Source organism: Amycolatopsis sp. NPDC054798 (assembly GCF_053611505.1).
Genome location: NZ_JBSHAM010000048.1, coordinates 1 through 13,458, shown reverse-complemented (window position 1 = coordinate 13,458; position 13,458 = coordinate 1). Strand labels below are relative to the sequence as shown.

The 13,458-nt window shown below is 69.6% G+C and carries 13 protein-coding genes; 2 read left to right on the top strand and 11 right to left on the bottom strand.

The features are described from left to right. Positions 1 to 45 precede the first annotated feature (45 nt). From ACWGIC_RS26675 to ACWGIC_RS26660, 4 genes are all read right to left on the bottom strand, one after another. Positions 46 to 1,029 (bottom strand): Ppx/GppA phosphatase family protein, encoded by a 984-nt coding sequence (locus ACWGIC_RS26675; protein ID WP_452078658.1) that lies wholly within the window; start codon positions 1,027 to 1,029, stop codon positions 46 to 48. A 219-nt stretch (positions 1,030 to 1,248) separates the two neighbouring features. After that, positions 1,249 to 1,938: a response regulator transcription factor gene (locus tag ACWGIC_RS26670; protein WP_009071942.1), complete on the bottom strand. Its 690-nt coding sequence runs from the start codon at positions 1,936 to 1,938 to the stop codon at positions 1,249 to 1,251. Further along, a complete protein-coding gene (locus ACWGIC_RS26665; RefSeq protein WP_452078657.1) occupies positions 1,935 to 3,173 on the bottom strand; it encodes a sensor histidine kinase in 1,239 nt (412 codons plus the stop codon). The genes ACWGIC_RS26670 and ACWGIC_RS26665 overlap by 4 nt, the downstream gene beginning before the upstream one ends. Before the next feature lie 150 nt (positions 3,174 to 3,323). After that, the gene (locus ACWGIC_RS26660) at positions 3,324 to 4,196 is read right to left on the bottom strand and encodes an aldo/keto reductase (RefSeq protein ID WP_452078656.1); all 873 of its coding nucleotides are present in this window, start codon (positions 4,194 to 4,196) and stop codon (positions 3,324 to 3,326) included. 75 nt (positions 4,197 to 4,271) lie between these two features. Between ACWGIC_RS26660 and ACWGIC_RS26655 the strand changes: the two genes are divergently transcribed. Both ACWGIC_RS26655 and ACWGIC_RS26650 read left to right on the top strand, forming a co-directional pair. Continuing rightward, on the top strand, positions 4,272 to 4,898 hold the full coding sequence (locus ACWGIC_RS26655; protein ID WP_452078655.1) for a DNA-binding response regulator: 627 nt from the start codon (positions 4,272 to 4,274) through the stop codon (positions 4,896 to 4,898). Next, on the top strand, positions 4,895 to 5,806 hold the full coding sequence (locus tag ACWGIC_RS26650; protein WP_452078654.1) for a hypothetical protein: 912 nt from the start codon (positions 4,895 to 4,897) through the stop codon (positions 5,804 to 5,806). The genes ACWGIC_RS26655 and ACWGIC_RS26650 overlap by 4 nt, the downstream gene beginning before the upstream one ends. A gap of 135 nt (positions 5,807 to 5,941) precedes the next feature. On the opposite strand, the gene ACWGIC_RS26645 is transcribed toward ACWGIC_RS26650, so the two are convergent. The 7 genes from ACWGIC_RS26645 to ACWGIC_RS26615 all read right to left on the bottom strand — a co-directional run bounded on the left by ACWGIC_RS26645 (position 5,942) and on the right by ACWGIC_RS26615 (position 13,094). Beyond that, positions 5,942 to 6,691 carry a phosphoglyceromutase gene (locus tag ACWGIC_RS26645; RefSeq protein WP_452078653.1) on the bottom strand — a complete coding sequence of 250 codons (750 nt, stop codon included), beginning with the start codon at positions 6,689 to 6,691 and terminating at the stop codon, positions 5,942 to 5,944. A 420-nt stretch (positions 6,692 to 7,111) separates the two neighbouring features. Continuing rightward, the gene (locus tag ACWGIC_RS26640) at positions 7,112 to 7,936 is read right to left on the bottom strand and encodes a DUF4349 domain-containing protein (protein WP_452078652.1); all 825 of its coding nucleotides are present in this window, start codon (positions 7,934 to 7,936) and stop codon (positions 7,112 to 7,114) included. Between the two features lie 66 nt (positions 7,937 to 8,002). Continuing rightward, complete coding sequence (locus ACWGIC_RS26635) at positions 8,003 to 8,515, bottom strand: YbjN domain-containing protein (protein WP_452078651.1); 513 nt, start codon at positions 8,513 to 8,515, stop codon at positions 8,003 to 8,005. Further along, positions 8,512 to 9,810, bottom strand: coding sequence for a D-inositol-3-phosphate glycosyltransferase (mshA, locus tag ACWGIC_RS26630; RefSeq protein ID WP_452078650.1), 1,299 nt, complete (start codon positions 9,808 to 9,810; stop codon positions 8,512 to 8,514). The genes ACWGIC_RS26635 and mshA overlap by 4 nt, the downstream gene beginning before the upstream one ends. 13 nt (positions 9,811 to 9,823) lie before the next feature. After that, positions 9,824 to 10,645, bottom strand: coding sequence for an alpha/beta fold hydrolase (locus ACWGIC_RS26625; protein ID WP_452078649.1), 822 nt, complete (start codon positions 10,643 to 10,645; stop codon positions 9,824 to 9,826). A 29-nt stretch (positions 10,646 to 10,674) separates the two neighbouring features. Continuing rightward, a complete protein-coding gene (locus ACWGIC_RS26620; RefSeq protein ID WP_452078648.1) occupies positions 10,675 to 11,862 on the bottom strand; it encodes a L,D-transpeptidase in 1,188 nt (395 codons plus the stop codon). A gap of 176 nt (positions 11,863 to 12,038) precedes the next feature. After that, complete coding sequence (locus ACWGIC_RS26615) at positions 12,039 to 13,094, bottom strand: UDP-N-acetylmuramate dehydrogenase (protein ID WP_452078647.1); 1,056 nt, start codon at positions 13,092 to 13,094, stop codon at positions 12,039 to 12,041. Positions 13,095 to 13,458 lie beyond the last annotated feature (364 nt).

Sequence of the window (13,458 nt, the reverse complement as noted above, 5' to 3'; positions counted from 1 at the left end):
CTTCACCGTGCCTGGTCTTCGTCGGCCAAGTCCAGTCCGCTGCTGTCACCGGTCCTCCCCGCTCGCCGAAACGCCGGAGATCGCGGTTCCAGTTTCGTCCGACCCGTTGGCGTGGTCCAACCGCCGCAGGATGACACCCTCTCGCAGCGCCCAGGGGCAAATCTCCAGTTCGGTCAGGGAGAGCGCCCGCATCGCGGCCTGCGCCACCAGCGCACCCGCCACGAGCTGGTGCGACCGGCTCCCGCTGACGCCTTCCAGCTGGGCCAGATCCGCGGCGGTCATCCGCGAAATGAAGGCGATGAGCTGGCGAAGGGCAGTGTCAGTGAGCGTACGGCGCACTCGGGGACCCGCCGCCGAGGGGGCCGCCCCGGTCAGCCGGGCGAGCGAGCGGAACGTCTTGGAGGTGGCCACGACCCGGTCCGGCAATCCCTGCCCGGCGACCTTTTTCGCGAGCCCGGCGAGCTGGTCCTCGAGCCAGGCGGAGGTCGCGACGACCTCGGAGCGGGTGGGCGGATCGTGGCGGAAGCGGGTGCGGGTGGTGCGGCCGGCTCCGAGCGGGAGCGACTCGGCGAGTTCGGGCTCCTCGTCCCGGCCCATCGCGACCTCGAACGAACCGCCGCCGATGTCCAGCACCAGCAGTTTCCCCGCCGACCAGCCGTACCAGCGGCGCACCGCGAGAAAGGTGAGCCGCGCCTCGTCCTCGCCGGACAGCACGCGCAGGTTGACGCCGGTCTCGGCGGTCACCCTGGCCAGCACCTTCGCCGAGTTCTTCGCCTCGCGCACCGCGGACGTCGCGAACGCCATGACGTCCTCGCAACCGAGCCGCGCGGCCGCGGCCTTGGCCGATTCGACCGCCCGGACCAGGCCGTCCTCGCCCGGGCGGCTCAGTTCACCGGACGCGGTGAGCTGTTCGGCCAGCCGCAGCATCGTTTTTTCGGAGTGCATCGGGGTCGGGTGGGCGCCACGGTGGGCGTCGACCACGAGCAAGTGGACGGTGTTGGAACCGACGTCGAGTACCCCTAGGCGCACGAGGATTCAGCGTACCGGTCCCAGTGCCAGGTCTCGAAACTGTAACCAACTCCACTCGGATCTACATCAACTCAGCGTGCGCGATCCGGCACGGTATGCGCTGAAACCCGGACAAAAGCCGTGAAGGGCTCCTTGAGGGAATCTGATTCCCTCAAGGAGCCCTTCACGGATCGGTGCCCCGACAACCCGGCGGACCCCTCAATCCGCCGGGGAGACCGCTCAGGTTTCGAACTTGTAGCCGAGCCCGCGCACGGTCACCAGGTGCCGCGGCGAACCCGGGTCGGGTTCGATCTTCGAACGAAGCCGCTTCACGTGGACGTCCAGCGTCTTCGTGTCGCCGACGTAGTCCGCGCCCCACACCCGGTCGATCAGCTGGCCGCGGGTGAGCACCCGGCCGACGTTGCGCAGCAGGTACTCCAGGAGGTCGAATTCCTTGAGCGGCAACGAAACCTCGCCGCCGTCCACGGTCACCACGTGCCGTTCGACGTCCATTCGCACCGGTCCGGCCGACAGCACCAGCGGCGCGAGTTCGCCGTCGCTGCCCGGTTCTCCGCCGCGGCGCAGCACCGCGCGCACCCGCGCGATCAGCTCGCGCGCGGAGTACGGCTTGGTCACGTAGTCGTCGGCGCCGAGTTCCAGCCCGACGACCTTGTCGATCTCGCTGTCGCGCGCGGTCACCATGATCACCGGCACCGCGGAGCGCTGCCGCAGCTGCTTGCAGACGTCGGTGCCGCTCATTCCGGGCAGCATCAGGTCGAGCAGCACGATGTCGGCGCCGTTGCGGTCGAACTCCTCGAGCGCCTGCTGGCCGGTAACCGCCACCGCGGCGGTGAAGCCTTCCTTGCGCAGCAAGAAAGCGAGCGGGTCGGCGAAGGACTCTTCGTCCTCGACTATGAGAACCCTCGTCACAGGTTTCCTCCATGGTCTGGGCTGGAGACTTCCTGCCCGGTTGCCACGAGCCGGGGTGTCCGCTCGGGGGTCTTGTCCGGCCGCGCGGGAGCGGCCTTGCGTGCGGTGTCAGCGGGTTCGGTGCGCACGTGCGCGGGGATGCGCAGGGTGAACGTCGACCCGGTGCCGGGACGGCTCCACAGGCCGACCGAACCGCCGTGGTTGGCCGCGACGTGTTTCACGATCGCCAGTCCGAGGCCGGTGCCGCCGGTGGCGCGCGAACGCGCCTTGTCCGCGCGGTAGAAGCGCTCGAACACGCGCTGCTGTTCGTCCTCGGCGATGCCGATGCCGCGGTCGGTCACCGCGATCTCGACCATGCCGTCGGCGAGCCGCCGCGAGATCGACACCGGGCTGCCCGCCGACGAGTACGCGACAGCGTTCTCCAGCAGGTTCGACAGCGCGGTGACCAGCAGCGTCCGGTCGCCCTCGATGAGCAGGCCGCTCGCCGCGTCGGTGGTGATGGTGATGTCGGCGGATTCCGCGGACAGCGTGGTGCGCCCGAGCGCCTCGCGCACGACGGCGTCGACCTCGACCACGTTCAGGTCGGGCAGCCGTTCGGCTCCCTGGAGGCGGGACAGCGCGATCAGCTCGGTGACGAGCTGGCCGAGCCGGGTGGATTCGCGCAGGATCTTGCCGCCGAAGCGGCGGACCTCCTCGACGTCCTCGGCGGCGTCCAGCACGGCCTCGGTGAGCAGCGCGATCGCGCCGACCGGGGTCTTCAGCTCGTGGCTGACGTTGGCGACGAAGTCGCGGCGGACCGCCTCCAGCCGGATCGCCTCGGAGTGGTCGACGGCCTCGACGACGGTGAACCCGTCGCCGAGCGGCCGGACCTCCCCGAGCACCGCCTCGGGCTGGCGGCGGCCGCGGTTCTCCAGCGGCGAGAGGTCGACCTCCATCGGCTCGTCGGTCTCGACCACCTGCTCGGCGGCCTTGCGCGCCCGCGGATCGGCCTGGTTGACGCGCACCAGGCCGAGTTCGTACGCCCGCGGGTTGTGCAGCACGAGGTCGCCGAACCGGTTGAGCACGATGACGCCGTTGTTGGAAGAGCGGATCAGCCGTTCGAGGAGCTCCGCGACGGTCGGGCCGGTGGGCCGGGCCGCCTCGCGCCGGGCTCGCACCCGGGCCGCGAGGAAACCGGCGACCGCGCCGACGACAAGAGCGCCGATGGCCGTCAGCAGGACAACAGGCGTGGTCACGGGGGAATCGTAAGCATCCCGGTAGCCTTCCGGCCTAGTCCTGGAAGCCCTGTCGTGAGGCGAGTGACACCTGAGGGGGACATATTCGCCTCGGGGTCAGGCCCCGTTCACCCGATCGAGATGTTCCGGCCAAAACGACACGCTGCGGATTCAGTGTCCGTCGAGGGTCTTGAGGTCCGTATCGGTCAGCTTGAGCGCCGCCGCGGCGACGTTCTGCTCCAGGTGCGCCGGGTCACTCGTGCCCGGGATCGCCAGCACGTGCGGACCCTGCGCGAGAGTCCACGCCAGCCGCACCTGAGCGTCCGAAACGTCATGGCGGCGCGCGACCTCGGCGACCCGCTCGTCGGACTGTCCACTCGCGACGGCGAAAAAGGGCACGAACGCGACGCCCTGCTCGCCGCACAGCCGCAGCAATTCGTCGTCCTCGCGGCGGGCGGAGAGGCCGTACTGGTTCTGCACGCACACCACCGGCGCGATCGCCTGCGCCTCGGCGAGGTGTTCGACGCCGACGTTGGAAATCCCCAGCTCGCCGATCAGCCCTTCGGTGCGCAGCTCGGCCAGTGCGCCGAAGTGCTCGGCGAGCGAGCCGGTGCCGCGGTCGAGACCGGTGCCGATGCGCAGGTTGACGACGTCGAGGCGGTCGCGGCCGAGTTCGCGCAGATTCTGCTCGACCTGGCCGCGCAGTTCGCCGGGGCGGGCGAACGGCCGGAACTGGCCGGATTCGTCGCGCGACGGGCCGACCTTCGTGGTCAGCACGAGATCGTCGCCGTACGGCGCGAGCGCGGTCTTGATCAAGGCGTTGGCCGACCAGGCGGCTCCGAAGTAGAACGCCGCGGTGTCGAAGTGGTTCACCCCCAGCTCAACGGCCCGGCGCAGCACCGAAATCGCGCGGCCGGCGTCGATCGGCGCGGCCGGGTCGAGCGAACCGCCGAGCCGCATCGAGCCGAAGCCGAGCCGGTTGACGGTGCGGGAGCCGAGCTGCCAGGTGCCCGCGGCAGCGGCGGGAAGGGTCGTTCCGGTCATGTCCTCAGCGTGCTTTCCAGCCGGTCCCGGCGGCGGGTTTGGCAGCAAGCTGCCACCGCGGGAACACTGGACGACGTGCCCCGAGCCGAGGACGTCGCGAACGTGCGCGACGAGTACGAACTGGTCGAACGCGCCGGGCACCTGCTCGCCGGCGCGGACGAATTCGCCTGCGCCGCGAACGACCCGCGCACCTGGTCGGCGATGCAGAAATTCGCGCAGGAGCTGCCGAAACGGCGGAAGCTGCGGGTCCGCAAGCTCTACCTCTCGCGCGTGCTGCTCGACCCGGACAGCTCCGAGCACCTGCGGACGCTGCACCGGCTCGGCGCGGAAATCCGGATCAGCGACCACGAGATCAACGAGACGATCCTGCTCGACGGCCGCATCGCCATCCTCGCCGCCGGTCCCGGCTACAGCGTCGTGACCAAACCGGACCTGGTGCGCGGCATCTCGTCGCTGTACGAGGCCGCCTGGCGCTCGTCGACCGCGCTGGAGGCGTACGAGGCGCGGTTCGCCGAACTGCGGCAGTACACGCCGCAGCTGCTGGACCTGCTGTCTTCCGGCTCCACGGACGAAAAGGCGGCCCGGGCGATGGGCGTCGGGCTGCGGACGTACCGTCGGCGGGTGGCCGAATTGATGGATGTACTGGGTGCGACGTCGCGGTTCCAAGCGGGTGCTCTCGCGCGGGAGGCGGGCCTGCTGTGAGGCGCGCTGTTCTCGCCGCGGCCTTGCTCACCGCCGGTTGCAGCGGAGCTGTGTCCGGACAGCCCGCTCCGCCCGCGCCGCCGCCCGCACCCGCGAACGTGGCCTATGTGGACGCCAAAGCGACCAGCGACGCGGTGTCCGGCGTCAAAAAGGCCGTGGAGACCGCGTTCAGCTACGACACCGCGAAACCGGACGAGGTCGCGAAAACCGAGCAGGAGTACCTCACCGGCGCGGCCCGCGAGCAGTTCGACAAGACGTTCGCCGAGGTCCGGACCGAGTCGGTGACCACGCAGACGCAGGTGATGGAAACCGGGCTGGCCGAGCTGACCCCGGACCACGCTCGGATGCTGATCGCGGCCACGCAGCACAGCAAACGCCCCGACGGAGCGACGAATCAGGCGGGCGCGCTGATGCTGGTCACCGCGGTCCGGGCGAACGGGCATTGGCAGCTGCAGGACCTGAACTTCGACCCGCGCGGTCCGCTGACGTCGGCCTCCGCCCCGGCGAAAGGCCTTGCCGCGACTAGGGATTCCGCCGTCGAGGCGGCTCGCCGGGACGGCGGGGTCCTGATGACCGTCGACCCGCAGAACATCGACGGGAACTACGCGGCCTGGGAGAACGTGGCCGCCGAGCCGCTGCTGTCGCAGTTCAAGTCGAGCCGCCAGGAGACCGTGGACAGCATCCGCAAGACCGGGAAGAAGTCGACGTACGGCCCGGAGTCGACCGCCGCGCTGACCGAAATCAGCCCGGACGGCACCCGCGCTTCGGCGCTGCTGGCCGCGCTGCTGACGACGAGCGGCGGCCAGAACCCGGGCGAAAACCGGCTGCCGGTGCACCTCGACCTCGTCCGGCAGGGCACCGAATGGAAGGTGTCCGGGATGAAGGCGATTACCGCTGGGGGGTCGTGAGCGGCGATGCCGGTTAGAACCGGCGCCGCCACTCACGACAACCCAACCACTGCCCCCTCGCGCCGCCACGTCGTGAGTGTTTGTGCCGGTTAGAACCGGCGCAAACACTCACGAGCCGAGCCAGCAGCGGAGGGCTCAGCGGCCCTGGTTCGCCACCGCGGCGGCGGCTTCCTTCGCCGCCTCCGGGTCCAGGTATTCGCCGCCCGCCTTGACCGGCTTGAGGTCGGCGGTCAGGTCGTAGCGCAGAGGGATGCCGGTCGGGATGTTCAGCGCGGCGATGGCGTCGTCGGAGATCCCGTCGAGGTGCTTGACCAGCGCGCGCAGCGAGTTGCCGTGCGCGGCCACGAGCACCGTGCGGCCGGCCCGCAGGTCGGGGACGATCGCCGACTCCCAGTACGGCAGCAGCCGGGCCACGACGTCCTTCAGACATTCCGTGAGCGGGGCCTGGTCGCCGAGGTCGGCGTAGCGCGCGTCGCCGGACTGGCTGAACTCGTCCTTGGGGTCGATGGCCGGAGGCGGCGTGTCGTACGAACGGCGCCAGAGCATGAACTGCTCCTCGCCGAACTCGTCGAGCGTCTGCTTCTTGTTCTTGCCCTGCAGCGCGCCGTAGTGCCGCTCGTTGAGCCGCCAGTCGCGCTTGACCGGGATCCAGTGCCGGTCGGCGGCGTCGAGGGCGATGTTCGCCGTGCTGATCGCGCGGCGCAGCAGCGACGTGTGCACCACGTCCGGCAGCAGCCCCGACTCGGCGAGCAGCTGCCCGCCCTGGCGGGCTTCGCGCTCGCCGGTCTCCGAAAGGGGCACGTCCACCCAGCCGGTGAACAGGTTTTCCGCGTTCCACGTGCTCTGTCCGTGCCGCAGCAGCACCAGGGTCCCAAGTTCGGCCATGGCCATCAGCCTGCCAGAACGCGCCAGCGCTGCCAGTAGTGCGTCCACCCCTCTACCCAGAGTGCGTTACCCGGGAGTAACAGTTTCACCCGACCCGCAGCCGGGTTGCCGACAACCCGGCCAAAGAGTGCAAGGTGCTGCACACTGTTATCCCCGTCAGCAAATTTCACTCGAATGGGGTAACCAGTAGTCTTGTGATTACTGGTCGACATCTGACAGGTTGGGCATGTCCCGCTCAGCCGGATTCCACGCACTCCCGGCTGATCACGGGCAGTGACCGCGGCTCGTCTCCCCCCTGCCGAGCCGCGGCCCGCCGGCCCCGTTGGCATCCCCCTCGTCACCGGGTCCAGCAGGCGGGACCTGCAGCGGGACGGCTCGAGATCGCGACTCCCCCCTCCCTCGAGCCGTTCCGCCAGCCCCTCACTCCGCTGGCCTGGCCGTTTTGCGCCGCCGCCGCAGCCACCAGAAGACCGCGCCCGCCGGGATCCCGAACGCGATCGCGAACGGCAGCAGCGCGCCGAGCACCCGCACGAGCCCGCCGCAGAAGGTGACGAAGGCGTCCCAGCCCCCGGACAGCCCGGCGAGGAAACCGCCGGTTTCCGCCGCCGCGGCCTCCTGCTTCGTCACCGACAGCGACACGGTCGCCATCGCGACCCGGCCGGCCAGCGACGCCTGCTGCCGCTCCAGCGACTCCAGCGTGGCCTGCCTGCTGGTCAGCTCGCTTTCGACGGACGCGATCTCGGACACCGACTGCGCCTTCGCCAGCAGCGCGCGGATCCGCTCGACGCTCGCCCGCTGGGTGGCCAGCCGCGCGTCCACGTCGACCACCTGCGCGGTGACGTCCTGTGCGCTGATTTCCCGCCGCTTCACCTGGCCGAGCCCGCCGAGCTGGTCGAGCACGCCGTCGAGTTTGTCCGCGGGCACCGACAAGGTCAGCGACGCGGAATCGTCCGTCGCGCTCTCCTGCCCGGGATAGCCGCCCGCACCGGTCGCGATCGCCTTGGCGCGCGACACGACGTCATCGGTCTTCGGCGTGGTCAGCTCCAGCCGCGCGCTGCGCGCCAGCTTGCGATCAGTCGCGCCCGGCTCGGGCACTGACGCTTGCGCGTTGCCCTGCCTCGGCGCTGCCCCCTCCTGCTGCGCGGGCGCGACCGCCGACCTCGCCGAGTCCGCGCTGTTGCCGCTGCATCCGGCCAGCAGCACCAGCGCGGCACCCGCGAGCACGCATCTCCATCGGGTCCGCATCCCCGTCTCCCTCCAGTCGTTGGCGGTGAGACGAAGCGGCGGGGCGGACCCGTTGCACGGAATCGGTTACGACTCGGTCAACCCCGGTTCGTGGCCGCCGGCCGGCTCCGCGAGGTGCTTGAACGCCTGGAGGTTCGCCAGCGATTCGCCGCGCGAGACCCGCCAGTCCCATTCGCGCTTGATCGACGTCGCGAACCCGATTTCCAGCAGGATGTTGAAATCGCCGTCGGCGGCCTCGAGCACCTGGCCGAGGATCTTGTCCAGTTCGGCCTCGGTCACCGTCTCCTTGCCGAAGCGGCCGACCAGGTAGATGTCGCCAAGACTGTCCACTGTGTAGTGCACGCCGTAGAGCCGGGCGTTGCGCTGCAACAGGAATCGGTACACGTCCTCGTGCCGCTCGTCCGGACGGCGGCAGACGAACGCCTCCACCGAGAACGCGTGGTCGCCGTCCACGAGCCAGCAGTTGGTCTGCAGCTTCTTGGTTCCCGGCAACGTCACGAAATAACGGCCTTCGCCGCGACGGTCGTACTTGAGCCCACTTGAGTCCAAAGTGGACTTGATAGTCGCGTCAAGGCTCACACTGCCACCTCCGCCCGCAGTTCCAGCGCCTGCCGGAACGCTCTGGTCGCTTGAGCATAGATGTCCAGCAAGGAATCAGTGGTGCGCCGCCAGGAAAACCGCTGCGCGTGCTGTACCGCGTTGGCCGCGAGTTCGGCGCGCCGGTCCGGCCGCAGCGCCACCGCGGCAAGGGCGTCGGCCCATTCCGCCGCGCCGTGCGACGGAACCAGCAGCCCGGACACCCCGTGCGGCACCGCGACCGGCAGCCCGCCGACCTCGGCCGCCACCACCGGCGTACCGCACGCCTGCGCTTCGAGCGCGACCAAACCGAAGGATTCGTTGTAGCTCGGCACCGCGACGACATCGGCCGCGCGGAACACCGTGCGCAGCTTCAGCCCGGTCTGCGGCGGAAGGAAGCGCACCTGTTCGGCGATGCCCAGCGACACCGCCAGTTCGCGCAACGCCTGCGGCTGTTCCAACCCGGTCCCGGACGGTCCGCCGACCACCAAAACCACCAGCCGCGACGCTAATTCCGGCCGCCGCTGCAACATTTCCGCCGCCGCGTGCAGCAAGACGTCCGGTGCCTTGAGCGGCTGGATCCGTCCGGCAAAGGCAAGCACGACAGCGTCCGGGGACAGGTTCAGCTCGCGCCGCGCGTCCAGCTGCGAACCGGGCGTGAACCGTTCGAGGTCGACCCCCGGCGGCACAGCGTGCACCGCGGACGCGGCAGCCCCGTAGAGATCGACCAGCTGCCGGGCTTCGACCTGGGTGTTCGCGACGAGACAATCCGCCTCGGCGACCACCTGCTCCTCGCCCATCACGCGCGTCCGCGGCTCCGGCTTGTCGCCTTCGGCGAGCAGTGCGTTCTTGACCTTGGCCAGCGTGTGCGCGGTGTGCACGAGCGGCACGCCCCAGCGGTCCCTGGCAAGCCAGCCGACCTGACCGGACAGCCAGTAGTGCGAATGGATCAGGTCGTAGTAGCCCGGCTCGTGAAACGCTTCCGCGCGCAGCACGCCCGAGGTGAAGGCGCACAGCTGCGCGGGCAGTTCGTCGCGCGCCAGCGGTTCGAACGGCCCGGCGGGCACGTGCCGCACGGTGACGCCGGGAGCCAGTTCGGCCAGCGGCGGCTGTTCCGACGAGGTCGCCCTGGTGAAGACCTCGACCTCGATGCCGCGCCGCGCCATCTCCTGCGCGGTCTGGCTGACGTACACGTTCATCCCCCCGGCGTCGCCGGTGCCCGGTTGCTCGAGCGGGGAGGTGTGCACGGACAAGACCGCGATCCGGCGCGGCTCAGCGATGAATCCCTTGAGGGTCACCTGGTCACTCCTGCTACTCGGCTGCGTCCCCGGCGAACCGCCGCAGCACGGAGTTGAAGTCCTCCGGCTCCTCGACGAACGGCAGATGCCCGGCCTCAACGAACCAACGCAGGACTGCCCCCGGAATCTTCCCGGCCGAATACTCTGCCGCCGAAGGATCCACGACGCCGTCCGCCGAGCCGTGCACCACGAGCGTCGGTTTGTCGACCGCGGCAAGCACCTCACCACTGCCGATGTCCCGCCGGAACAGCGCGCCGCGCACCGCGGGCGGCACCGAAAGCGAACTGCCGAGCATCGCCTGCGCGTACGCACCAGGCACCTTTGGGCTGGTCTGGGCCCGGGTGAACTCGACCAACGCGGGAATGGCCACCTCTGCGTCGTCCGAGAGCGCCGCGGGCAGCGCGGCCCGCATGATCGGCCCGGTCGCGCCGCCCTCGCGTTTGCGGCCGATCTCGGTGATCGCACCCACCAGCACAATGCCGCCGAGCCGTGCGGTGCCGTGCTCGCGCAGGTAATCCGTGATCACCAGCCCGCCGTAGGACCAGCCGACGACGATCGCGTCCGGACCGGCGAAGTCGAGCACCGCGGCGAGGTCGCCCGCCCACTGCGCCGGATCGTCGTAACCGGCCGCGGGGACGTCGGAGCCGCCGTGCCCGCGCAGGTCCATCGCGACGAGCCGGAACCGCCCGCTCAGCGACGGGTCGGCCAGCTGAGCGGACCAGGCCGCGGCGGACTGGGCCCAGCCGTGCACGAAGACGATCGGACGCGCGTTGTCCAGGCCCTCGACGCGCAGTGCGATCCGCACGCCGCCGGCCCCGGTTACTTCGGTGTTCACGTCCTACTTCGTAGCAGACGGTTCTTAGGTCACTTCGCGGCCGAGAGTGACTTCCAGGTCGGCCAGTCGTAGAACCAGTCCTTGACGTCGGAGTTGGTCGGGCTGCCCAGCCTCGAGCCGGTGACCTCGACCGGGTCGCCGATCATCGCCGAGTCGAAGAACTTCTTGGCGTCCGCCTCGAGCAGGTTGACGCAGCCGTGCGAGTTGTTCGTCTTGCCGATCGCGGCCGCGTTGTCCTGGTTTTCGTGGATGAACTCGCCGTGGTTGGAGAACCGGCAGGCCCACTTCTTGTTGACGTTGGTGTAGCCGTAGCGGGCGTTGTCGAACACCGCGTGCGGCTCCTTCGACATGATGATGAAGGTGCCGTTCGGGGTGTTGCGTTCGACGTCCGAGTCGAGCCCGTTGGAGCACGGGTAGCTCGCGCTCTCCGCACCGCCGCGGTAGACCTTCATCACATGGTCCGGCGTGTGGATCTTGACCACCTGGTTGCGGCCGATCTTGAACTTGGTGCTGACGTCCGATTTCACGTAGACGCCCCCGCCGAGGTCGATGCCGTACAGGTTCGCCTCGACCTCGACGGTCGTGTTGGCCGGCCAGTACTCCTTGGGCCGCCAGTCCACCTGGTTCGCCGACAGCCAGGCCCACGAGCCCTGGACGTCCGTGCTGGTCTTGACCTTCAGCGCCTTCTCGACCGCGGCCCGGTCCTTCGGAGCGGCCCCGTTGAACTTCACGCTGATCGGCATCGCGACACCGACCTCGGCGTTGTCGCCGGGGTTCAGCGTGGCCCGCACGGTCTTGGCCGGGCTGAGCGTCGCGAACGACCCCTTCAGCTCAGCGGGCCGCTGGTCGGTGCCGGTCGCCTTGGCCGCGTAGTTGTAGGTCTTGCCGTAGCCGAGCGGTTCGGAACTGGTCCAGGACAGGCCGTCGGGCGCGATTTCGCCCTTGATCTCGTCGCCGCCCTCGTTGGTCAGCTTGACCTCGGTCAGCTTGCCTTCGGTGACCTTCACCACCACCGGCTCGCGCACGCTCACGTCCTTGGCCCCGACGGCCGGGGTCGCGGTGAGCTTCGCCACCGGGGCGACCGGCTTGCCGCCGTTGTCGCCGCTTCCGCCCTGCGGCACCGCGGTGCCGTCGTTGCTTCCGCCCGAGCACGCGGCGGCCAGCGCCGCCGCGCCGGTCGCGAGAACGGCCTTGAACACCGTACGGCGCTCGATCACGGTCTTACCTCCACTTGTCCCCCGCACCGGCATCTCCCACGCACATCAGCGCCGGTGAGCGATTCGACGTTACCTGCGAACCGGAAATTCCTCTCCTGCCCGCAAGACGTTTCACCCCGCTGTCCGGTTGCTGCCGGTTTGCTGTCGGCTGGCTCACCCGGGTTACCCCGTGCGCGTCAGAGCGAACAGTTGATCAACAGCGGTTCGGGACGCAGCCGCACGCCGAACCGGGCTTCGACGCCGTCGCGGACCTCGCGGGCCAGCGCGAGCAGGTCTTGGGTACTGGCCCCACCACGGTTGGTAAGCGCGAGAGTGTGCTTGGCGGACAACGAAACCCGGCCGCCAGGCCCGGGGTAACCCTTGCCGAAACCGGCCCGCTCGATGAGCCACGCGGCGGACAGCTTCACCCCGCCGTCGGCCGGGTACTGCGGGATCTTGCCCTCGGTCGACTCCGCGATCCTGGTGAGCACCGCGGACGCTTCTTGTTCGGGAACGATCGGGTTGGTGAAGAACGAGCCCGCGCTCCAGGTGTCGTGATCGGCGGGGTCGAGCACCATGCCCTTGCCGCGCCGCAACCCGAGCACCGCTTCGCGCGCCTGCGCGACGGGGACTTTCGCGCCGATTTCGACACCCAGCGTGCGCGCCAGCTCCGCGTACCGAACAGGCGCGGACTGCCCACTCGGGTCGATCCGGAACCGCACACTCAGCACAACCCCACGGTCCGTGCCCTTGAGAACGCTGGTGCGATAGGCGAAGCCGAGTTCGTCGGCCTTGACCGTGCGCACCTCCTTGGCGGCCCGGTCGTACAACTCGACGGAGACGATCGACTCAGCCACCTCGCCGCCGTACGCGCCGACGTTCTGGATCGGCGTCGCACCGACCGAACCCGGGATGCCGGAGAGGCATTCGAGCCCGCCGAGACCGTTGCCGACCAGCGCCGCGACGAACGCGTCCCACTCCTGCCCGGCAGCCACGTCGACGATGTCGCCGTCGCGAGTCCAGCCGGTGCTGGCGATCCGCACGAGGGTGCCCGCGAAGCCTTCGTCGCCGACGACGAGGTTCGATCCGCCGCCAAGCAGAAGAACCGGCTCTCCGGACTCGTCCGCATCGCGCACCGCAGCGACAAGGTCGGCAGCGGTAGTCGCGGTGACGAACCGGCGCACCGGTCCACCGAGGCGGAGGGTCGTGAAGTCGGCGAGACGAACCAGACCAGGCGTTTCAGCGGTGTCCACGGAGATTGACGGTACTGCGCCGCCCCGCCCGCACTCCCGACCCCTCGCCCGCACTCCCAGCCCCTCGACCCGTCCGTGAGGGAACCCTCACAGACGCTGATTCCTTCAGGGTCCCCCTCACGACGCGCCGCCGTCCGTGAGGGACTCCTTCACGGACTTAGATTCCCTCAAGGGGCCCTTCACGGCCCGCCCCCCTTCACCGCACGACTGCCCCCAATGTGGCATTGGGTGCGTCAGATGCACCCAATGTGGCGTTCGGTGCGTCCCACGCACCCAATGCCACATTGAGGTTTTCTCAGTAGCGTCCGTGGTGTTCGTGGTGGGTGAGGACGAGGGCTGCTTGGGTGATGTGGCCGATGCGTTT